The organism is Burkholderia sp. BCC0322, assembly GCF_902833045.1.
In the GTDB taxonomy this organism is placed as follows: Bacteria; Pseudomonadota; Gammaproteobacteria; order Burkholderiales; family Burkholderiaceae; genus Burkholderia.
In genome coordinates this window covers 44757-65632 of the sequence record NZ_CADFDU010000011.1, presented here as the reverse complement: position 1 = coordinate 65632, position 20876 = coordinate 44757, and the positions used below count along the sequence as shown (strand labels likewise).

The 20876-nt window shown below is 68.4% G+C and carries 14 protein-coding genes; 9 read left to right on the top strand and 5 right to left on the bottom strand.

Annotated elements, in window-relative coordinates:
• Nucleotide 1: 1 nt before the first annotated feature.
• From HWX39_RS26240 to nagE, 9 genes are all read left to right on the top strand, one after another.
• A complete protein-coding gene (locus HWX39_RS26240; protein WP_175970692.1) occupies nt 2-796 on the top strand; it encodes an ABC transporter ATP-binding protein in 795 nt (264 codons plus the stop codon).
• 292 nt (nt 797-1088) lie between these two features.
• The gene (gene imuA / locus HWX39_RS26235) at nt 1089-1796 is read left to right on the top strand and encodes a translesion DNA synthesis-associated protein ImuA (RefSeq protein WP_047899078.1); all 708 of its coding nucleotides are present in this window, start codon (nt 1089-1091) and stop codon (nt 1794-1796) included.
• Nucleotides 1729-3216, top strand: coding sequence for a DNA polymerase Y family protein (locus tag HWX39_RS26230; RefSeq protein WP_175970691.1), 1488 nt, complete (start codon nt 1729-1731; stop codon nt 3214-3216). Before imuA ends, HWX39_RS26230 begins: the two co-directional genes overlap by 68 nt.
• Before the next feature lie 6 nt (nt 3217-3222).
• Nucleotides 3223-6426, top strand: coding sequence for an error-prone DNA polymerase (locus HWX39_RS26225; protein WP_175970690.1), 3204 nt, complete (start codon nt 3223-3225; stop codon nt 6424-6426).
• 318 nt (nt 6427-6744) lie between these two features.
• The gene (locus HWX39_RS26220; RefSeq protein ID WP_175970689.1) at nt 6745-7479 is read left to right on the top strand and encodes a GntR family transcriptional regulator; all 735 of its coding nucleotides are present in this window, start codon (nt 6745-6747) and stop codon (nt 7477-7479) included.
• Nucleotides 7480-7577: 98 nt separating this feature from the next.
• Nucleotides 7578-8681 (top strand): N-acetylglucosamine-6-phosphate deacetylase, encoded by a 1104-nt coding sequence (nagA, locus tag HWX39_RS26215; protein ID WP_175951476.1) that lies wholly within the window; start codon nt 7578-7580, stop codon nt 8679-8681.
• Nucleotides 8674-9690 carry an SIS domain-containing protein gene (locus HWX39_RS26210; RefSeq protein ID WP_175970815.1) on the top strand — a complete coding sequence of 339 codons (1017 nt, stop codon included), beginning with the start codon at nt 8674-8676 and terminating at the stop codon, nt 9688-9690. Before nagA ends, HWX39_RS26210 begins: the two co-directional genes overlap by 8 nt.
• 15 nt (nt 9691-9705) lie before the next feature.
• Nucleotides 9706-12288 carry a phosphoenolpyruvate--protein phosphotransferase gene (gene ptsP / locus HWX39_RS26205; RefSeq protein WP_175970688.1) on the top strand — a complete coding sequence of 861 codons (2583 nt, stop codon included), beginning with the start codon at nt 9706-9708 and terminating at the stop codon, nt 12286-12288.
• Between the two features lie 87 nt (nt 12289-12375).
• On the top strand, nt 12376-14139 hold the full coding sequence (nagE, locus tag HWX39_RS26200) for an N-acetylglucosamine-specific PTS transporter subunit IIBC (RefSeq protein WP_175970687.1): 1764 nt from the start codon (nt 12376-12378) through the stop codon (nt 14137-14139).
• 150 nt (nt 14140-14289) lie between these two features.
• On the opposite strand, the gene HWX39_RS26195 is transcribed toward nagE, so the two are convergent.
• The 5 genes from HWX39_RS26195 to cydP all read right to left on the bottom strand — a co-directional run bounded on the left by HWX39_RS26195 (nt 14290) and on the right by cydP (nt 20533).
• Nucleotides 14290-16773: a family 20 glycosylhydrolase gene (locus HWX39_RS26195; protein WP_175970686.1), complete on the bottom strand. Its 2484-nt coding sequence runs from the start codon at nt 16771-16773 to the stop codon at nt 14290-14292.
• Nucleotides 16774-17327: 554 nt separating this feature from the next.
• Entirely contained in the window at nt 17328-17450 is a 123-nt protein-coding gene (gene cydX, locus HWX39_RS26190; RefSeq protein WP_006477761.1) for a cytochrome bd-I oxidase subunit CydX, read from the bottom strand.
• 60 nt (nt 17451-17510) lie between these two features.
• Entirely contained in the window at nt 17511-18647 is a 1137-nt protein-coding gene (gene cydB / locus HWX39_RS26185) for a cytochrome d ubiquinol oxidase subunit II (protein ID WP_175970685.1), read from the bottom strand.
• Between the two features lie 31 nt (nt 18648-18678).
• Complete coding sequence (locus tag HWX39_RS26180; RefSeq protein ID WP_175970684.1) at nt 18679-20259, bottom strand: cytochrome ubiquinol oxidase subunit I; 1581 nt, start codon at nt 20257-20259, stop codon at nt 18679-18681.
• Nucleotides 20249-20533: a cytochrome oxidase putative small subunit CydP gene (gene cydP / locus HWX39_RS26175; RefSeq protein WP_175970814.1), complete on the bottom strand. Its 285-nt coding sequence runs from the start codon at nt 20531-20533 to the stop codon at nt 20249-20251. Before cydP ends, HWX39_RS26180 begins: the two co-directional genes overlap by 11 nt.
• Between the last annotated feature and the right edge of the window lie 343 nt (nt 20534-20876).

The window sequence follows — 20876 nt, the reverse complement described above, 5'->3', positions numbered from 1 at the left end:
CATGCTGTCCGCACAAGACCTGACACTCACGTTCAATCCCGGCACGCCGATCGAGACGCGTGCGCTGCGCGGGCTGTCGCTCGAGATTCCCGACGGCCAGTTCGTCGCGGTGATCGGCTCGAACGGCGCCGGCAAGTCCACCTTCCTCAATGCGGTCAGCGGCGACCAGGCCGTCGATGCGGGGCGCATCTCGATCGATCGCACGGACGTCACGCGCAAGGCTGCGTGGGATCGCGCGCACCTCGTCGCGCGCGTGTTCCAGGATCCGATGGCCGGCACCTGCGAGGCGCTGACGATCGAGGAGAACATGGCGCTCGCGATGGCGCGTGGTGCGCGGCGCGGCTTCCGGGCCGCGCTCGACCGGCCGTCGCGCGAGCTGTTCCGCGACAAGCTGCGGCTCCTGAACCTCGGCCTCGAGAACCGGCTGACCGACCGGATCGGGCTGCTGTCGGGCGGTCAGCGGCAGGCGGTGAGCCTGCTGATGGCATCGCTGCGGCCGTCGCGGATCCTGCTGCTCGACGAGCACACCGCCGCGCTCGACCCGAAGACGGCCGCATTCGTGCTGGAACTGACCGCGCGCATCGTCGCCGAGAGCAAGCTGACGACGATGATGGTCACACACAGCATGCGGCAGGCGCTCGACTACGGCGACCGCACGGTGATGCTGCACCAGGGGCAGGTCGTGCTCGACGTGTCGGGCGACGCGCGCAAGGGGCTCGACGTGCCGGACCTGCTGCAGATGTTCGAGAAGGTGCGTCACGAGCAGCTCGACGACGACGCGTTGCTGCTCGGCTGACGGGCGCAGGCGAACCGGTGTGGTGCGGGATGCCGCACCGCGCCGGTTCGCGTGAGGGGTGGCATGCCGATCCGGCCGGGTGATTCGGCGCGCGTGCGTTGCATCGGGCCGGATGGCCGTGGCGGGCGTTCGGGCGGCACGATCCGGCCACGCCCGATCCGGCGCGCCGTAGCATGACGGGCGCGCCGGCGTTCCCCCGTTTTTCCTCTGACAAAAACCGGTTTCGCACCGGCGCTGTGCGATGCGGGCGCATTGCCATATACTGTATATCCATACAGTTGTGGGTGGCGTCATGCTCGCATCCTCCATTTCTCCCGAATCCCTTCATCCATCGCTCTGGCGTGGCTCGCAGCTCGCGCGCGGCGGTCCGCGCACGATCGACACGGGCTTTGCGCCGCTGTCCGCCGAGCTGCCGGGCGGCGGCTGGCCGGTCGGCGGGCTCGTCGAACTGCTGGCCGCGCAGCCGGGTTGCGGCGAGATGCGGCTGCTCGCGCCCGCGCTCGCGCGCACCGTCAGCGCCCGGCGTCCGCTTGCGCTCGTCGCGCCGCCGCAATCGCCGCATGCGACCGCGCTCGCCAGTCTCGGCGTGCCGGCCGACGCGTTGCTGTGGCTGCGTGCCGGCAGCCGCACGGATGCGTTGTGGGCCGCCGAACAGGCGCTCAAGACCGGCTGTTGCGGCGCGCTGCTGCTCTGGCAGGACCCGCGGCCCGATGCGCTGCGGCGCCTGCATCTCGCGGCCGCGCGCACGGGCGACACGCTGTTCGTGATGCTGCGCCCGCTGTCGGCCGCGCGGCAGCCGTCGCCGGCCGTGCTGCGCGTCGCGCTGTATCCCGTGCCGGGCGGCGTGTCGCTCGATATCGTCAAGCGTCGCGGGCCGGCGCGCGGCGAGCCGCTCGTGCTCGACCTGCCGTCACCCATCGTGGAGAGCCGCTATGCGCGTCTTGCTCGGCATCCATCTGCCGCGCCTGCCGCTCGACGTGTGCGCCCCGCCGCCGTCTGACGCAGCGGCCGGCGGCGCCGGCTGCGCGGTGCTCGAGCAAGGTGTCGTGCTGATCGCCGATGCAGCCGCGCGCCGGCAAGGCGTGCGCGCGGGCATGAAGCGCGGCGGCGTGCTGACGCTCGCGCCCGACACGCAACTCGTCGAACGCGATCCCGCGCGCGAGGCCGATGCGCTGCGCGCGGTCGCGCTCGCATTGCTGCGCTTCTCGCCGTGCGTCGCGCTCGACGACGAAGCCACGCTGATCGTCGACGTCGGCCCGAGCCTGCGCCTGTTCGGAGGCTTGCCGTCGCTGTGCCGCCAGGTGCGTGCGACGCTCGCGGCGCTCGGTTATGCGGCGCGCCTGTCCGCCGCGCCGACCGGGCGCGGTGCGTGGCTGCTCGCGCGTGTCTCGGCCCGCGCGCGGATCCGGCGCCGGGTGGCCGCCCCTGCGTCGCTGGTTCGCGCGCTCGATGGGCTGCCGTGCGTGCTGTTGCCCGATGCGCGTCCGTATGCGGGCTGGTTCGACGGTCTCGGTTGCCGCACGCTCGCCGATCTGCGCCGCCTGCCGCGCGCGGGGCTGCAGCGCCGCTGCGGTCCCGCGCTGCTGGCGTTGCTCGATCGCGCGTACGGCGATGCGGTCGAGCCGCTGGCGTGGATGGCGGTGCCGCCCGTGTTCGACGTGCGGCTCGAATTGCCGGAGCGCGTCGAATACGCGGAAGCCGTGCTGTTCGCCGCGCGGCGGCTCGTCGTGCAGCTCTGCGGCTGGCTGGCCGCGCGGCAGCTGTCGCTGGCCGCGATGACGTTCGATCTCGAGCACGAGCGCGGCCGCCAGGCCGTGCCGCCGACACCGCTCGAACTCGCGTTCGCCGCACCCGTGCGCGACGAGGCGCATTTCATGCGGCTGCTCGGCGAGCGGCTCGCGCGCGTCGAGTTGCCGGCCGCGGTGATCGCGGTGCGCCTGAAGGCCACGCGCGTCGAATCGGTTGCGCCGCCCGCCGACGATCTTTTCCCCGAGCCGGGCGGCACGCGCGAGACGCGCGCGCGGCTGTTCGAGCTGCTGGTCGCGCGGCTCGGCGCGGAGAACGTGCTGCGCGCGGCGCCGGTTGCCGATTACCGGCCCGAGGCCGCGAACCGCTGGCTGCCGCTCGATGCGCAGGCCGGCAAGCCGGCCGCTGGCCCGCCGGCCGTGCCGCCGCGCCCCGCGTGGCTGCTGGCCGAGCCGCTGCCGTTGCTGATGCGCGGGGAGCGGCCGGTATTTCATACGCCGCTCAGGATGATGTCGTCGGTGGAGCGGATCGAGGCAGGGTGGTTCGATGGTCAGCTCGCTGCACGCGATTACTGCGTCGCGCAGGACGAGGCCGGTGCGTGCTACTGGGTATTCAAGGAACGGGCGAGGAGCGAGTCCGAGCCGCGCTGGTTCCTGCACGGCCTGTTCGGGTGAGCGGCGATGGTTGCGGAATTCAGTTGGCTGCCCGATTACGCGGAGTTGTTCTGCCGTTCGAACTTTTCGTTCCTGCATGGGGCGTCGCATGCGGAGGAACTGGTCGAGCGTGCGTCCGAGCTCGGTTATCGCGGGATCGCGATCACCGACGAATGTTCGCTCGCGGGCGCGCCGCGCATGCATGTCGCGGCGAAGGCGAAAGGGCTGCCGCTCGTCATCGGTTCGTATTTCGAAGTCACGCCGGATGAAGTCGCGCCCGGCCACGATCCGGGCCCCGGCGCGTTCGGGCTCGTGTTGCTCGCGCAGAACCGCGAGGGCTACGGCAACCTGTCCGAGCTGATTTCGTGGCGGCGAATGGCGTCGCCGAAGGGCACTTACACGCTGACGTCGCGGATGCTGTCGGCACCGCCTGCCGAGTTTGCCCACTTGCGCGGCATGCCCGACTGCTTCGCGATTCTCGTGCCCACGTATCCGGTGCGTGCAGACGTACTCGATGCGCAGGTCGCGTGGTTTCGCACGACGTTCGGCGAACGTGCGCGGCTCGGGCTCGTGCAGTTGCAGCGCGCGCTGGATGGTGCGCAGCGCGAGGAGATTCGTGCGGCCGGCGAGCGGCGTGGCGTGCGCATCGTCGCGCTGGGTGACGTGACGATGCACCGGCGCTCGTGCAAGGAACTGCAGGACGTGATGACGGCAATCCGCGTCGGCATGCCGGTTTCCGAGTGCGGCTATGCGCTCGCGCCGAATGCGGAACAGCATCTGCGCGCGCGGAACCGGATCGGGAAGCTGTATTCGCCGGCAGAGATCGAGGAGACTTGCACGATTCTCGATACGTGCGATTTCAAACTGGATTCGCTGCGCTACGAGTATCCCGACGAGATCGTGCCGAAGGGGCTCACGCCGACGAGCTATCTGGAACAGGAAACGCGGGCAGGTGCGGCCGAGCGTTATCCGAACGGCATTCCGGAGAAAGTGGCGAAGCAGATCCGGTATGAACTCGACCTGATCGCGAAGCTGAGCTACGAGCCGTTTTTCCTGACCGTCTACGACATCGTCAAATACGCGCGCAGCCAGAACATCCTGTGCCAGGGCCGCGGCTCGGCGGCAAACTCGGTTGTCTGCTATTGCCTCGGTATCACCGAGGTCGACCCCGATCAGAGCACGATGCTGTTCGAGCGTTTCATCAGCGAGGAGCGTGGCGAGCCGCCCGACATCGACGTCGACTTCGAGCATCAGCGCCGGGAGGAAGTGATTCAGCATATCTACAAGAAATACGGCAAGGATCGCGCGGCACTCGCGGCGGCCGTTTCGACCTATCGTCCGCGCGGCGTGCTGCGCGAAACCGGTAAGGCGCTCGGTGTCGATCCGATGCTGATCGACCGCGTCGCGAAGGGGCATCGCTGGTTCGACGGTAGCCGTGATCTGCTGCAGCAATTCGCGACGGCCGGGCTCGACCCGGCGACGCCGATGATTCGCGCATGGGCCGAACTGTCGGGGCGACTGCTCAACTTTCCGCGCCACTTGTCGCAGCACTCGGGCGGTTTCGTGATCAGCCGCGGCAAGCTCACGCGGCTCGTGCCGGTCGAGAACGCCGCAATGGACGGGCGGCGCGTGATCCAGTGGGATAAAGATGACCTCGAATCGCTCAAGCTGATGAAGGTCGACGTGCTCGCGCTCGGCATGCTGTCGGCGCTGCATCGCGCGTTCGACATGCGCACCGCATGGCGCGGGCCGCCGGAACCGGGCGGCGAGCCGTTCACGCTGAAGCACATTCCACAGGATGACAAGGCGACCTACGACATGATCTGTCGCGCCGACACAGTCGGCGTGTTCCAGATCGAATCGCGCGCGCAGATGTCGATGCTGCCGCGCCTGCGCCCGGAGACTTACTACGATCTGGTGATCGAGGTGGCGATCGTGCGGCCGGGGCCGATCCAGGGCGGGGCAGTGCACCCCTATCTGAAACGGCGCCAGGGAATCGAAAAGGTCAGTTATCCGAAAGAAGAATTGAAGCCCGCGCTCGCACGTACGTACGGCGTGCCGATCTTCCAGGAGCAGGTGATGCAGATCGCGATGATCGCGGCAGGCTTCACGCCCGGCGAGGCTGATGAGCTGCGCCGCGCGATGGCCGCGTGGAAGCGCAAGGGCAATCTCGAGAAATATCACCGCAAGATCGTCGACGGGATGCGCGAGCGCGACTATCCGCCCGACTTCGCCGAACAGATCTTCGAACAGATCAAGGGCTTCGGCGATTACGGATTCCCCGAAAGCCACGCAGCAAGCTTCGCGAAGCTCGCGTACGCCAGCAGCTGGCTCAAATGCCACGAACCGGCGATCTTCCTCGCCGCGCTGCTGAACAGCCAGCCGATGGGTTTCTACCCGCCGTCGCAACTCGTGCAGGATGCGAAGCGGCACGGCGTGCAGGTGCTGCCGATCGACGTGACGCAAAGCAACTGGGAAGCATCGCTCGAGGCGCTGCCCGACCAGCCGCCTCCGCACGGCCAGCCCGCCGTGCGGCTCGGCCTGTCGCTCGTGCGCGGTCTCGGCGAAGCCGCCGCGCGCCGCATCGAAGCGGCACGCGCAGCCGGCCCGTTCGACAGTGTCGACACCCTCGCACGTCGCGCGCAACTCGAACGCCGCGATCTCGAAGCGCTTGCCGCCGCGAACGCGCTTGCGACGCTCGCCGGCCATCGCCGGGATGCGCTGTGGCAAGCGGTTGCAGCAGCCCCCGAGCGCGACCTGCTCGCCGCCGCGCCGATCGACGAACCCGAGAAGCCCGCACTCGGCGCGCCGTCGGAAGCCGACGACATCCTCGCCGACTATCACACCACCGGCCTCACGCTGAACCGCCATCCCGTCGCGCTGCTGCGGCCCGCGCTGCGCGCGCGGCGGCTGTCGTCCGCGGCCGAATTGCATGACCGCCCCGACGGCCGGCTCGCGCGCGCATGCGGGCTCGTGACCGCGCGGCAGATGCCGGGCACCGCGAAAGGCGTGATGTTCATGACGCTCGAGGACGAAACCGGTTGCGTGAACCTGATCGTCCGGCCCGAACTGCTCGCGCGGCAGCGCCGCGAAACCCTCGATTCACGGTTGCTCGCGGTGTCCGGCGTGTGGCAGGTCGTGAGCGACGTGAGGCACCTCGTCGCGCAACACTTCGAGGATCTGACGCCGCTGCTCGGCGGCCTGCGCACCGCGAGCCGCGAATTCCACTGACGCACCGTGGCGGTCGCGGCGCGCCTGCCGCCATCCGGGCATACCAGTCGGCTCAACTGGTTCTATTCAGGTCTCATATTCGCGCCCAAAACCTCGGCGAGACACGTACTGGAACTGTCCCCTTGCATACCAATCCGGGTAAATCCCTACCCGATACTTTGTTGTAAACAAAGGGTTTGTTGGAACTAAACCGCTTGCCTGGCAAGGCTTTCGGCGATTTCCGCACCGCTAATACCAGTTCGTTGACTGGTATTATGGTGGTTATATAATGCCCTCACTTTCGACGGCCCGATGTCGTCGTCCGACACCTGGAGGCACATGGAAACCGGCTGGTCCGAACTGGCGCCCGATCCCCTCAGCGACACGCCGCTTTATCTGCAGCTCGCGCGCAACCTGGCGAGTGCGATCCACGCCGGCGCGTGGCGGGCCGGTGAGGCGCTGCCGTCGGAGCGGCTGCTGTCGGTGTCGGTCGGCGTGTCGCGGATCACGGCCCGTCGCGCACTCGCGCTGCTGGTCGAGCAGGGGCTGATCAAGCGGGCGCGCGGGGCGGGCAGCTTCATCACGCCGCGCGTTGCCGATCCGCTGTCGCGTCTCGTCGGCTTCACCGCGAAGATGCGGCAGCGCGGCTTCGTGCCCGATTCGGTGTGGCTGTCGCGCACGCTGCGCGCCGCAAACCGCGACGAGATCACGCGTCTCGGCCTCGCGCCCGGCGCGACGGTGGCGCGGCTCGAACGGCTGCGCCGCGCGGACGGCATCGTGATGGCCGTCGAGCACTCGACGCTGCCGGCCGCGGTGGTGCCCGATCCGCAGGTGCTCGGCGCGTCGCTGTACGAATACCTCGAAGCGCGCGGGATGACCGTCGTGCGCGCGCTGCAGCACTTTCGCGCGGCGAACGCGACCCACGCGATCGCGAAATGGATGGCGGTGAAGCCGGGTTCGGCGCTGCTGGTGATCACGCGGGTCGGCTACGGCGCCGACCAGCGCGCGATCGAAGTGAGTGAAACGTATTGCCGCGACGACTACTACGACTTCGTCGCCGAACTGAAACGCTGACGCGCGAGACTGCCCGCGCGCGACCCGCGTGAAGCAACGACACGGATTTGCAAATCACGACGCGGATGCCCGCGTCACCAGATCATCAAGAGAACGTCATGCTGACTGGAAACATCCTTACCCCCGACGGCTGGATTCACGGTTCGCTCGATAGCGAGAACGGCCGCATCACGACCCTCGACGGCAAGCCCGTCGATCCCGCGAAGAACGACGCGCCTTACATCCTGCCCGGCTTCATCGACCTGCACGTGCACGGCGGCGGCGGCGCCGACGTGATGGAAGGCGGCGACGCGATCGAGACGATCGCCCGCACGCACGCGCAATTCGGCACGACGAGCCTGCTCGCGACGACGATGACCGCGCCGCGCGACGAACTGATGAAAGTCGTCGGCAACCTCGGCAGCGTTGCACGCACCCGCACGCCGGGCGGCGCGCGCGTGCTCGGCGTGCACCTCGAAGGCCCGTACATCAACCCCGGCAAGCTCGGCGCGCAGCCCGACGCGGCCGTGTCGGCCGTGCTCGACGAAGTGCTGAAGTACCTGTCGATCGCGCCGATCCGCGTCGTCACGCTCGCGCCGGAGATCGCCGGCCACATCGAGATCATCGGCGAGATGGCCGCGCGCGGCGTGCGCGTGCAGCTCGGTCATTCGCTCGCGACCTACGACGACGCGGTGGCCGCGCTCAAGCACGGCGCATGCGGCTTCACGCACCTGTTCAACGCGATGTCGCCGCTGCATCACCGCAACCCGGGCCTGGTGGGCGCGGCGCTTGCGCATGCCGAATACGCGGAAATCATCCCTGACCTGCTGCACGTCCACCCGGGTGCGATTCGTGCTGCGCTGCGCGCGATCCCGCGCCTGTACGTCGTGACCGACAGCACGTCCGCAACGGGCATGCCCGACGGCGAGTACCGGCTCGGCAGCCAGCATGTGACGAAGTGCCTCGGCGGCGTGCGGCTCGCCGACGGCACGCTCGCCGGCAGCACGCTGACGATGGACCAGGCGCTGCGCAACCTCGTGTCGCTCGGCCTGCCGATCGCCGACGTGTCGAACCGGATGTCGCGCTATGCGGCCGACTACCTCGGCATCGCCGATCGCGGCCGCCTCGAGCGCGGCGCATGGGCCGACCTCGCGGTGTTCGATCGCGACCTGAACCTCACCGCGACTTACGTCGAAGGAGAATCGATTGTCGAATATGCTTAAGGAAGCGCGCGAGTCCGCCCAGGTCGTCGCCGCGCAGATCGCCGACACCACGCGCGTCGAAGCGCTCGCCGGCCAATTGCTCGATCACCCGCCGGCCGTCGCGCTGACGGTCGCGCGCGGCAGCTCGGATCACGCCGCGAGCTATTTCGCGAGCCTGACGATGAGTCGCCTCGGCGTGCCGGTCGCGTCGCTGCCGATGTCGGTCGCGACGCTGCAGCAGGCGCCGCTGAAGGTGCAGGACCAGCTCGCGATCGCGTTCTCCCAGTCGGGCAAGAGCCCCGATCTCGTCAACACGATGGCCGCGCTGCGCGAAGCCGGCGCGCGCACCGTCGCCGCCGTGAACGTGCTGCCGTCGCCGCTCGCCGATGCGTGCGAGCACCAGTTGCCGCTGCTTGCCGGCCCCGAACTGTCGGTGGCCGCGACCAAGAGCTATATCGCGATGCTGTCGCTGTCCGCGCAGATCGTGGCCTACTGGCAGCGCGACGCCGCGCTGATGACCGCGCTGCGCGGTCTGCCCGACGTGCTCGCGCGAGCCGGCCAGCTCGATTGGTCGCAGGCCGTTGCCGCGCTGGCGGGCGTCGAACGGATGATCGTGATCGGCCGCGGCCTGGGCCTCGCGATCGCGCAGGAAGCCGCGCTGAAGCTGAAGGAAACGTCCGGCATCCAGGCCGAGGCGTTCTCGAGCGCCGAAGTCCGTCACGGCCCGATGGAGCTGATCGACCGCGACTATCCGCTGCTCGTGTTCGCGCCGCCGGGGCCCGAGCAGGCCGGCCTGCTGCAGCTCGCCGAAGACATGCGCGCCCGCGGCGCCGCCGTGCTGCTCGCGGCGCCCGCCGGCACGCCCGGCACATCGGGCACGGTGCTGCCGCTCGCGCAGTCCGCCCATCCGGCGCTCGACCCGATCGCCGCCATTCTTTCGTTCTACGTGATGGCGGCGGATCTCGCCGTCGCGCGCGGCCGCAATCCCGACACGCCGCGCCACCTGAACAAAGTCACCGAAACGCACTGATAGCCGAGACCGCCGATGAGACGCGCCGAGGAGTCCCAGTTGAAGAGCCCCACCCCCGATCAGATCGTCCTGCTTGCCCCGTTGACGGGGCCGATCGTCGCGCTGGCCGACGTACCCGATCCGGTGTTCTCCGGCGGCATGTTCGGCGACGGCATCGGCATCGACCCGCTCGCGGGCCAGCTCGTCGCGCCGTGCGCGGGCGTCGTGTCGCATCTCGCACGCACGGGCCATGCCGTGACGATCACGACGCCGCAAGGTGCGGAGGTCCTGCTGCACATCGGCATCGACACCGTTGAGCTGAACGGGCAGGGCTTCATCGCGCACGTCGAGGCCGGCGCGCGTGTCGAGGCGGGCACGCTGCTGATCGAGTTCGACCAGGACGCGGTGGCGCGCAGTGCGCATTCGCTCGTGTCGGTGATCGCGATCGCGAACTCGGATGCGTTCGAGGTCGTCGAGCGCGCCAGCGGTTTCGCGACGGCCGGCGAGACGCCGCTGCTGGCGTTGCGCGGCAAGGGCGAAGCGGCCGCGCAGGCGGCGCAGGTCGGCGCCGCCGCGCACAACGAAGTGCGCCGCGAAATCGTGCTGGCGCAGCCGGGCGGCCTGCATGCGCGGCCGGCCGCGCGTGCGCGTGAAGCCGTGCGCGGGCTCGACGCAAGCGTCGACGTGCTGTTCGACGGCCGCAAGGCATCGATCGCGAGCGTCGTCGGCCTGCTCGGCCTCGGCGCCGGGGAAGGCGCGACGGTCGAACTGGTCGGCCGCGGCGCGCACGCGCAGCAGGCCGTCGATGCGGTCGAGCACGAGCTGTTGCGCGAAGCGCACGGCGAAGTCGAGGAAAAGCCGGCGCGGCTGAGGTCGCCCGCGCCGCAGACGGTCGCGCGCAACGTCGGCGCGCCGATCGACCCGAACACGCTCGCGGGTGTGTGCGCGGCGCCCGGCATCGCGGTCGGCACGCTGGTGCGTCTCGACGACGCGGAAATCGTGCCGCCCGAGCAGGCATCCGGCACGCCGGCCACGGAAAGCCGTCAGCTCGACCAGGCGCTGAAGGCCGTCGATGCGGAACTCGACGAAACGGTGCGCAACGCATCGGCGCGCGGCGCGGTCGGCGAAGCGGGCATCTTCGCGGTGCATCGCGTGCTGCTGGAGGATCCGACGCTGATCGACGCGGCACGCGACCTGATCAGCCTCGGCAAGAGCGCAGGCTTCGCATGGCGCGCGACGATCCGCACGCAGATCGACACGCTGTCGAAGCTCGACGACGCGCTGCTTGCCGAACGCGCAGCCGACCTGCGCGACATCGAGAAGCGCGTGCTGCGCGCGCTCGGTCATACGAACGGCGCCGCGCGTGCGCTGCCGGACGAGGCCGTGCTCGCGGCCGAGGAGTTCACGCCGTCCGACCTGTCGTCGCTCGATCGCGAGCGCGTGACCGCGCTCGTGATGGCGCGCGGCGGCGCGACGTCGCATGCGGCGATCATCGCGCGGCAGCTCGGCATTCCGGCGCTGGTCGCGGTCGGCGATGCACTGTACGCGATTCCGGACGGCACGCAGGTCGTCGTCGATGCAAGCGCGGGCCGGCTCGAGCACGCGCCGACCGCACTCGACGTCGAGCGCGCGCGGCACGAGCGCCAGCGCCTGGACGGCGTGCGCGAGGCGAACCGGCAACTGGCGGGCGTTGCCGCCTCGACCGTCGATGGCCGTGCGATCGAGGTCGCCGCGAACATCGCGACGCTCGACGACGCGAACACCGCGGTCGACAACGGCGCAGACGCGGTCGGCCTGCTGCGTACCGAACTGATGTTCATCCATCGCCAGGCTGCACCGACGGTCGTCGAACACCAGCAGAGCTACCAGTCGATCGTCGACGCATTGCAGGGCCGCACGGCGATCATCCGCACGCTCGACGTCGGCGCCGACAAGGAGGTCGACTACCTGACGCTGCCGCCCGAACCGAACCCGGCGCTCGGCCTGCGCGGCATCCGCCTCGCGCAGGTGCGCCCCGACCTGCTCGACGATCAATTGCAAGGCCTGCTCGCGGTGAAGCCGTTCGGCGCGGTGCGCATCCTGCTGCCGATGGTCACCGACGCGGGCGAGCTCGTGCGGTTGAGAAAGCGTATCGACGAATTCGCGCGCGCACAGGGCCGCACCGAGCCGATCGAAGTCGGCGTGATGGTCGAGGTGCCGTCGGCCGCGCTGCTGGCCGACCAGCTCGCGCAGCACGCGGATTTCCTGTCGATCGGCACCAACGACCTGACGCAGTACACGCTCGCGATGGACCGCTGCCAGGCCGACCTGGCCGCGCAATCCGACGGCCTGCATCCGGCCGTGCTGCGCCTGATCGACATCGCGGTGCGCGGCGCCGCGAAGCACGGCAAGTGGGTCGGCGTGTGCGGCGCGCTCGGCGGCGATCCGCTCGCGGTGCCGATTCTGGTTGGCCTCGGCGTGACCGAACTGTCGGTCGACCCGGTGTCGGTGCCGGGCATCAAGGCGCGGGTGCGCCGTCTCGATTACCAGTTGTGCCGTCAGCGCGCGCAGGATCTGCTCGCACTCGATTCGGCGCAGGCGGTAAGGGCAGCAAGCCGCGAGGTCTGGCCGCTCGACTGAACGTCGAGGGCAGGCTCGCGACCCGTTTTACTACGAAAGCAATTAGGTCAACGACGCTTAACGACGAGACAAGGATTGGAGGACTGAATGAACGGGAATCCGTTTCTGAAAATACAGGGCCTGGGCCGGGCGCTGATGCTGCCGATCGCGGTATTGCCGGTTGCCGGCATCCTGCTGCGACTCGGTCAGCCTGACGTGTTCAACATCAAGATGATCGCCGACGCCGGCGGTGCGATCTTCGACAACCTGCCGCTGCTGTTCGCGATCGGCGTGGCGGTCGGGTTCGCGAAGGACAACAACGGCGTGGCGGCGCTCGCGGGCGCGATCGGCTACCTGATCGAAACCGCGATCATGAAGGACATCGATCCCAAGCTGAACATGGGCGTGCTGTCAGGGATCATCGCGGGTGTCGTTGCGGGCCTGCTGTACAACCGCTACAAGGACATCAAGCTGCCGGACTACCTCGCGTTCTTCGGCGGCAAACGGTTCGTGCCGATCATCACGGGGCTGGCCTGCGTGGTGCTCGGCATCGTGTTCGGGTATGTCTGGCAGCCGGTCCAGCATGCGATCGACGCGGCCGGCCAGTGGCTGACGACGGCGGGCGCGATCGGTGCGTTCGTGTTCGGCTTCCTGAACCGCCTGCTGCTCGTCACGGGCCTGCACCACATCATCAACTCGCTCGCATGGTTCGTGTTCGGCAACTTCACGCCGCCCGCCGGCGGCGAGATCGTGCACGGCGACCTGCACCGCTTTTTCGCGGGCGACCCGACCGCGGGCACCTTCATGGCGGGCTTCTTCCCGATCATGATGTTCGGCCTGCCGGCCGCGTGCCTGGCGATGCTGCACGAAGCGCCGAAGGAACGTCGCGCGATGGTCGGCGGCCTGCTGTTCTCGATGGCGCTCACGTCGTTCCTGACCGGCGTGACCGAGCCGATCGAATTCAGCTTCATGTTCCTCGCACCGGTGCTGTACGTGATCCACGCGGTGCTGACGGGGCTGTCGCTCGCGATCTGCCAGATCCTCGGCGTAAAGCTCGGCTTCACGTTCTCGGCCGGCGCGATCGACTACATCCTGAACTACGGGCTGTCGACGAAGGGCTGGATCGCGATTCCGCTCGGCATCGCGTACGGCGCCGCGTACTACGGACTGTTCCGCTTCTTCATCCGCAAGTTCAACATGGCCACGCCGGGCCGTGAGCCGGCATCGGCCGATTCGGCAGTCGAATCGTATGCATCGGGCGGCTTCGTCGCACCGGCTGCGGGCGCCGCCGCGGCTGCGCCGCGTGCGCAGCGCTACATCGCCGCACTCGGCGGGGCAGGCAACCTGTCGGTCGTCGACGCATGCACGACGCGTCTGCGCCTGACCGTCGTCGATCCGGAAAAGGTTTCGGAGCCGGAACTGAAGTCGATCGGCGCGCGCGGCGTGCTCAAGCGCGGCGGCAACAGCGTGCAGGTGATCATCGGGCCCGAGGCCGACATCATTGCCGACGAGATGCGTGCCGCCATCGGTAGCGGCGCGGCGGGCGCGGCATCGACGGCGACGGCTGCCGCGGCGCAGCCCGTCACCGGCGCGGCCGCCGGCCCGCTCGATCCGGAGCCGACGCGCTGGCTCGCGGTGTTCGGCGGCGCGACCAACGTCGCGTCGCTCGATGCGGTCGCGACCACGCGCCTGCGGGTGGTCGTGCGCGATCCGTCGGCGGTCGATCGTGATCGTCTCGGTGCACTCGACGTCGCGTGGGTGTCGCTCGACACGTTCCACATCGTCTGCGGCAACGCGGCGGCACGCTATGCCGAACAGCTCGGCGCGCGCCTGCCGCCGTCGGGCAGCGGGGCGGCTGCACAACCGGCCTGATGCGATGAAGCCGGCCTGATCCGCGATGCGGGTTCGGGCCGGCCGGCAAAACGAAAACGGCTTGCGATGCGTCGCAAGCCGTTTTTGCTTGGTGCGGATGAAGGTGCGATGCGCCCGCCAGCATCGCGCATCGCCTGGTCGCTCAGTGGATCACGGAGTCGTCAGCGTGAAGGTCGGCTTCCGGTAGCCGACGCCGGCCCGGTCGAGCTTCGGCAATTCGCGTTGCGCGAGCAGCGTCGCGAAGCCGGCCCAGTCGCGCTGCAGCGCGGCGACGTCGACGTGATGCGTGTCGCCGCGCTTGAAGCGCACGCCGGCCGCATACGGCAGCTCCCAGTCGGCCCGGTGCCATGCGCGCTCGGCCAGCGCGAGCAGCCTCGGATAGGCCATGTACTCGAGGAAGGTGTCGTTGCGCATCACCTCGCCCCACGCCTGCCCCTGCATGCCTTCGATGCGTGGCGCGGGGCCCGTGCCCGTGACCTCGAACGCGTTGCCGTCACGGTCGCCCATGACTTCGGCGTTCTGCGGCAGGTTCTCTGGCGCGAGCGAGAACACCTTGTACTCGTCCGTCGCGTGCGAGCCCCAGTAGTAGCCGCGCTCGCGCGGGTTGAGCGTGTACGGGAAGTCGAAGTACAGGTAGTCGGGCAGTGCCAGTACCGTCAGGTAGCCCTTGCCGCTCAGGTCGCGTGCGCTATCCGATGCGCCCCAGAAGATCGTGTCCCACAGCGACACCATCACGTGGCGCGTGCCGAAGTCCTGCGGCCCGTTGGCATGCTTGATGCCGTCCTGCCACGCGGCCATCGTGTCGATCCCGTTCGCGTTGACCGCCGCGCTTACCTGTTGCGCGAAACGCGTCGGCAACTCGTCGATCGACTTGATCTCGCCGCGCTGGAGCAGCGCCGTGCACGCGGGCGAACGCGCCCACGGCTTGTCCTGCGCGGCGAGATCGATGCGCCCCTTGTTCGGATCGGTGCCGTTCAGCGGCTGGAAACCCGCGCCGAGGAAGATGTTCTTCGCCTCGTCGCCGCCGTAGTGCCAGATGTGCAGCGGCGCCTGCGCGTCGGCATGCATCGCGGCGATCTCGCGGATCACCTTCGATGCGAAATTGAGCGCGCCCGGCACGCAGGGGTTCAGGTCGCTGCGCCGGTCGTAGAACTGCACCGTCGTCAGGTTCGACGCGTCCTGCGGATCGAGCAACCGGTATGCGTTCGCTTCCTGCTCGCGGCCGGCTGCATGCAGCCGCTTGTAACGTGCCTCCATCGTCACGACGGCCGCGCGCGCATGCGCGGGCATGTCGATCTCGGGGATGATCTCGACGAAATGCGCGGCCGCGTAGCGCACCAGCGACACGTAGTCGTCACGCGTCAGGTAGCCGCCGCCCGAGCGGTTGTCCGGGCCGGAGCCGAGCTGCGGCAGCAGGCAGCGCGTCTCGCTCGGGTCGTGGCAGCGGCGTCCCCCGATCTCGGTCAGTTCGGGCAGGCCGGGAATCTCGATGCGCCAGCCCTCGTCGTCGGACAGATGCAGGTGCAGGCGATTGAGCTTGTACGCGCTCATCTGGTCGATCAGGCGGCGCAGCGTGGCCGGGTGCTTGAAGTTGCGCGCGAGATCGACGTGCATCCCGCGATGCGTGAAGCGCGGCGCATCCTCGACCCGCATCGCCGGGATAGGGCCGCCGCCGGCGGGTGCGAGCGAGTAGAGCGTCTGCACGCCGTAGTAGAGGCCGGCGCGATCGTAGCCTTCGATCAGCACGCCGCGCGGCCCGATTGCGAGCCGATAGCCGCCCGGCGTCGCGATGTCGGCCGGCAGCCGGCGCGGCGCGACGGCGCCACGCACCGGCACGCGCGCGCCGTCGAGCCCGAGTGTCGTCGCGCGTTCGCGCAGCGCCGCGACCTGTGCGTCCGGTAGATCGGGTAGCGCGAGCTCGACGCCGCGCAGGTCGAGCGTGCCGGGCAGCGGCTGCTCGCGCTTCACGCTCGGCAGCGCGCGGCTCGCATCGGGCCGCGCGGCCACGGGCGGCGCATTGCCGGTCGAGTTGTTCTGCGCGTCGGCCGGCAGCGATTCGACGTAGCGCAGCTCGTCGTCGGTGTCGTTGTAGCGGAGCACCGCGGGCGGCGCGCCATCGACGACCACGTACGGGCGCGGGATCACGTCGCTGTAGCGCAGCAGCCAGTATTCGGCGACGAACGGCAGCTCGATGCGCTCGCCGGGCGCAAGCCGCACCGAGCCCGGCTGCGGCGTCAGTTCGTACAGATCGCCCGTGAGCCGCCGCAGCGCGAAGCCGGGGCGGTCGATCCGCAGCAGGCGGCGGATGCTGTGCAGGTAGAGCTTCCAGCCGCCGTCGGCGATCGCCTGGTGGCCGCGGTTCTGCAGGATCAGGCGGCCCGTCGCGCAGGCCGCGCCGTCGGCGCCGAGATCGGCGCACGGCACTCCGGCCGCGGCCGCGTGATTGTTGTCGACGGCGACGCGCAGCGCGAGGCCGTTCGACAGCCGCGCCGCGAGATCGGCCGGTTGCGCGGCCGATGGTGCGGCGCCCGCGGTCGCGACAGCGGCGGTCGACGCCAGCTGGGCGCCGATCGCGACCGGCGACAGCGCCGCGATCAACAGGCCGGCAAACAGGGATGGCAAGGTGCGCTTCATTCGAACTCCTGAGAAAAAAGGGGGCGTGGCGGCGTCGTGGAGCGACGTCGCTGCGTTCGGGTCTTTCAATGGAGCTGCGGGAGATACAGCACGCGGGGCGATGCGGCCGCACCGCGCACATTCGGCACGCGGGGCGTGCGTTACGGAACGGGGGGCGGGCAGGCGTGCCGATCGGACCGGCGGGGCGGCGTACGCGTGCTCATCGGTGGCGCGCGGCAACTGCCGCGGCGGCGTGGCAGCCGCAGCCGGTTGCGCTCGACCGGCCGCGCCCGCCGTCGACGGCGGGCGCGGCCTCCCACGGATGACGACATGGCGCGCAGGCGCGCGCCACATACGGAATTCGCATGTCTCCCCCACCAGATGGATTCGGCCTGTCAGCGGCCGTGTCCAAAGATCTTATGAAACCTTTTATTGGTATTCAAGTGGTATCAATCTGGCGCTAAATTGGCATCGGCGTGCCGGGCCTGTCAGCGCGGCCGGAACGAAAAAAAACCTCGCGCGAAGCGAGGTTCTGTCCGGACAGCGGCGGTGCGATCCGCCGCACGCGTCGTACGTCAGTCGCGGCGCGCCCGCACGGGCGCTTCCTGCGTCTTCTGCCGCGCTTCGAGCCACATCGCATTGACGATGCCGAACGACAGCGCGACGCCGATACCGAGAATCCAGCTGAAATACCACATGATCCGACTCCTTGCGAAACGGTGGGCGAGGGTGCGTGCGCCCCGGCCCGGTTCAAAGCATCAATACATCGAATGCTTGTTCTCTTCGAGCACTTCGCGCGTGACCTTGCCGCGCATCACGCGATACACCCAGCTCGTATAGAGCAGGATGAGCGGCAGGAACACGATCACCGCGAACAGCATCACCTGCAGCGTCATGTGGCTCGATGTCGAATCCCACACGGTCAGGCTGCTGCGCGGGTCGAGCGACGACGGCATGATGAACGGGAACATCGAGAAGCCGGCTGTCAGGATCACGCCGACGATCATCAGGCCCGTGCAGAAGAACGCCGTCTTTTCCTGCTTCGAGCCGGCGAGCAGCAGCGCGAACAGGCCGCCCGCGATTCCGACGACGGGCGCCGCGATCATCCACGGATACTCGCCGTAGTTCGCGAGCCACAGGCCCGAGCCGGCAGCGACGTCCTTGAGCAGCGGGTTCGCGACCGTATCGGTCGGCGCGGCGTGCGTGATGTGGAAGCCGCCGATAGTCGACGCGACCAACACGCCGGCCAGTACGAACAGCACGACCGCGAGGAACGACGCCGCCCGCAATGCGATCGATGCACGGCGTGCGATCACGCCTTCCGTCTTCATCTTGATGAAGGCCGCGCCGTGCGCGACGAGCATCGTGAGGCTGACGAGCCCGCACAGCAGCGCGAACGGGTTCAGCAGCGCCCAGAAGCCGCCGTAGTAGGTCACGCGCAGGTCGCTGTCGAACTTGAACGGCACGCCTTGCAGCAGGTTGCCGAACGCGACGCCGAACACGAGCGCCGGCACGAAGCCGCCGACGAACAGGCCCCAGTCCCAGCCCGCGCGCCAGCGCGGGTCAGGCCGCTTGCTGCGGTAGTCGAAGCCCACCGGCCGGAAGAACAACGCGAACAGCACGAGCAGCATCGCGAAGTAGAAGCCGGAGAACGACGCCGCGTAGACGAGCGGCCAGGCCGCGAACATCGCGCCGCCGGCCGTGATCAGCCATACCTGGTTGCCTTCCCACGTCGCGCCGACGGTGTTGACGATGATGCGGCGTTCCTCGTCGGTCTTGCCGAGGAACGGCAGCAGCGCGGTCGCGCCCATGTCGAAGCCGTCGGTGACGGCGAAGCCGATCAGCAGCACGCCGACGAGCAGCCACCAGATCAGCTTGAGAGTTGCATAGTCCATAGCGATTCCTTGTTCGGTTTGAGGTGCGTGCTCACGCCGGGGCGCGCTCGCTGGCGGCCGCGATTTCGTGGTGATAACGGCCGGTATGCAGCGACGACGGGCCGAGGCGCGCGTACTTGAACATCAGTTTGATCTCGATGACGAACAGCACCGTGTAGAACGCGATGAAACCGGCGAGGCTCAGGTACAGGTCCGTGGGCGTCAGGCTCGACGCGGACAGATGCGTCGGCAGGATGCCCGCGATCGTCCAGGGCTGGCGGCCGAGCTCGGCGACGACCCAGCCGAATTCCGCGGCGAGCCACGGCAGCGGAATCGCCCACACCGCATAGCGCAGGAACCAGCGGCGGTTGTCCTGCAGCAGCTGGCGGCGCGCGCAGAACCAGAACGCGGCGACGAAGGTCGCGAGGAACAGGAAACCGAGGAACACCATGATCCGGAACGAGAAGAACACGGGCGCGACCGGCGGGATCGTCTTCATGGCGGCGGCCTTGATCTGCTCGGGCGTCGCATCGACCACGTTCGGCGTGAACTGCTTGAGCATCAGCCCGTAGCCGAGATACTGCTTGTGCTGGTCGAACAGTTCGCGCGTGGCCGCGCTCGTGTCGCCTTCCTTCATCTTCTGCAGCGCGCCGTACGCGATCATCCCGCTCTGGATGTGCTCCTCGCTGTGCTTCGCGAGTTCGCGCAGGCCGACCACGGGTTCGTCGACCGAGCGCGTCGCGATCAGGCCGAGCGCGTACGGAATCCTGATCGCGTAGTCGGTACGCTGTTCTTCCTGGTTCGGAAGGCCGATCAGCGTGAACGAGGCGGGCGCCGGCTGCGTTTCCCATTCGGACTCGATCGCGGCGAGCTTCATCTTCTGCACTTCGCCGGTCGTGTAGCCCGACTCGTCGCCGAGCACGATCACGCAAAGCGTCGACGCGAGGCCGAAGCCGGCCGCGACCGCGAACGAGCGCAGCGCGAAATCGGTGTCGCGCTTTTTCAGCAGGTACCACGACGAGATGCCGAGCACGAACATCGCAGCCGTCACGTAGCCGGCCGACACCGTGTGCACGAATTTCACCTGTGCGACCGGGTTGAACAGCACGTCGAACAGGTTCGTCAACTCCATGCGCATCGTCTGATAGTTGAACTCGGCGCCGACCGGGTTGTTCATCCAGCCGTTCGCGACGAGGATCCACAGCGCGGACAGGTTCGAGCCGAGCGCGACCAGGAACGTGACCATCAGGTGCTTGACCTTCGACAGGCGGTTCCAGCCGAAGAAGAACAGGCCGACGAATGTCGATTCGAGGAAGAACGCCATCAGGCCTTCGACCGCGAGCGGCACGCCGAAGATGTCGCCGACATAGTGCGAGTAGTACGACCAGTTCGTGCCGAACTGGAATTCGAGCGTGATGCCGGTGGTCACGCCCATCGCGAAGTTGATGCCGAACAGCTTGCCCCAGAACTGGGTCATGTCCTTGTAGACCTGTTTGCCGGTCATCACGTAAACAGCTTCCATGATGACGAGCAGCCAGGACAGGCCGAGCGTCAGCGGCACGAACAGGAAGTGGTAGAGCGCCGTGATGCCGAACTGCAGACGCGACAGATCGACGACTTCACTACTTATCATGGTGGTCTCCCTCGGTGGGTGCTGGCGCCGGTACCGAGAGCAGTTTCTCGGCGACGGCGGCAGGCGCAAGCGACATGTGCTCGGCCTGCGGATGATTGAAGAATGCGTATTTGAGCGACATCAGGAGGATCAGCTTGACGATCAGCACCAAGGTGATGTCGCGGGCGAGGGTGGGGCCGCGAGCCCACGCGGCGATGCGAGCGCGCCAGCCGATCGTGCCGGCCGGCCGCGGGGGAGGCGGCGCGGGCTCTTTATTGATCGAGATCAAGGCGATTATCCTGAATCGATTTACGTCGAATTTGGGGCGACTTTACGTCGGATTTGTGACGGCCGTGAAGCTGTTTTAATCCTTTTGCGCCTGACATGCCAATTCTAAAAGGACGGCTTTCCGATTCCGAGTGCTGCGCTGCGGCAGACCGTCGCGAAACGCGGGCCGAAACTTGAGGCAGATCAAGGTTACGCGGAAGGGGCCTGCAAACGGCCTATTGCCTGACGAATCAGGTCAATTAATCGGCTCAGAAACGAGTGATGAAGCGGGCGGAGAAGCGAATGAAAAGCAGGAGAAAAGACGGGCGAAAAAAAACCGCTGCCGGTCGGGCAGCGGTTTTTGATGAAGC